The following is a 254-nucleotide window of genomic DNA, read 5'->3' as shown; positions in this document are numbered from 1 at the left end:
CGGCATGCCGGGCCGCAGGCAGCAGATGCCGCGCACCACGAGGTCGATCTGCACGCCGGCGTTGGACGCGGCGTACAGCCGGTCGATCAGCTTGGCGTCGACCAGCGAGTTGAGCTTGGCCCAGATGGCGGCGGGGCGGCCCGCCTTGGCGTTCTCGGCCTCGGCGTCGATCAGATCGTAGAGCGTGGGCCGCAGCGTCACCGGCGCGAAGGCGATCTTCTCCATCCGCTCGGGCCGGGCGTAGCCCGTCATGT

General features: G+C 70.9%; 1 pseudogene. It reads right to left on the bottom strand.

The features are described from left to right. A pseudogene (locus C1X29_RS30120) lies at positions 1-254 on the bottom strand (RNA degradosome polyphosphate kinase); the annotation flags it as partial.

The sequence above is a fragment of the Pseudomonas sp. GW456-12-10-14-LB2 genome, assembly GCF_002884345.1.
GTDB classification, from domain to species: Bacteria; Pseudomonadota; Gammaproteobacteria; order Pseudomonadales; family Pseudomonadaceae; genus Aquipseudomonas; species Aquipseudomonas paraglycinae.
This window is presented reverse-complemented; position numbering and strand designations above follow the sequence as displayed.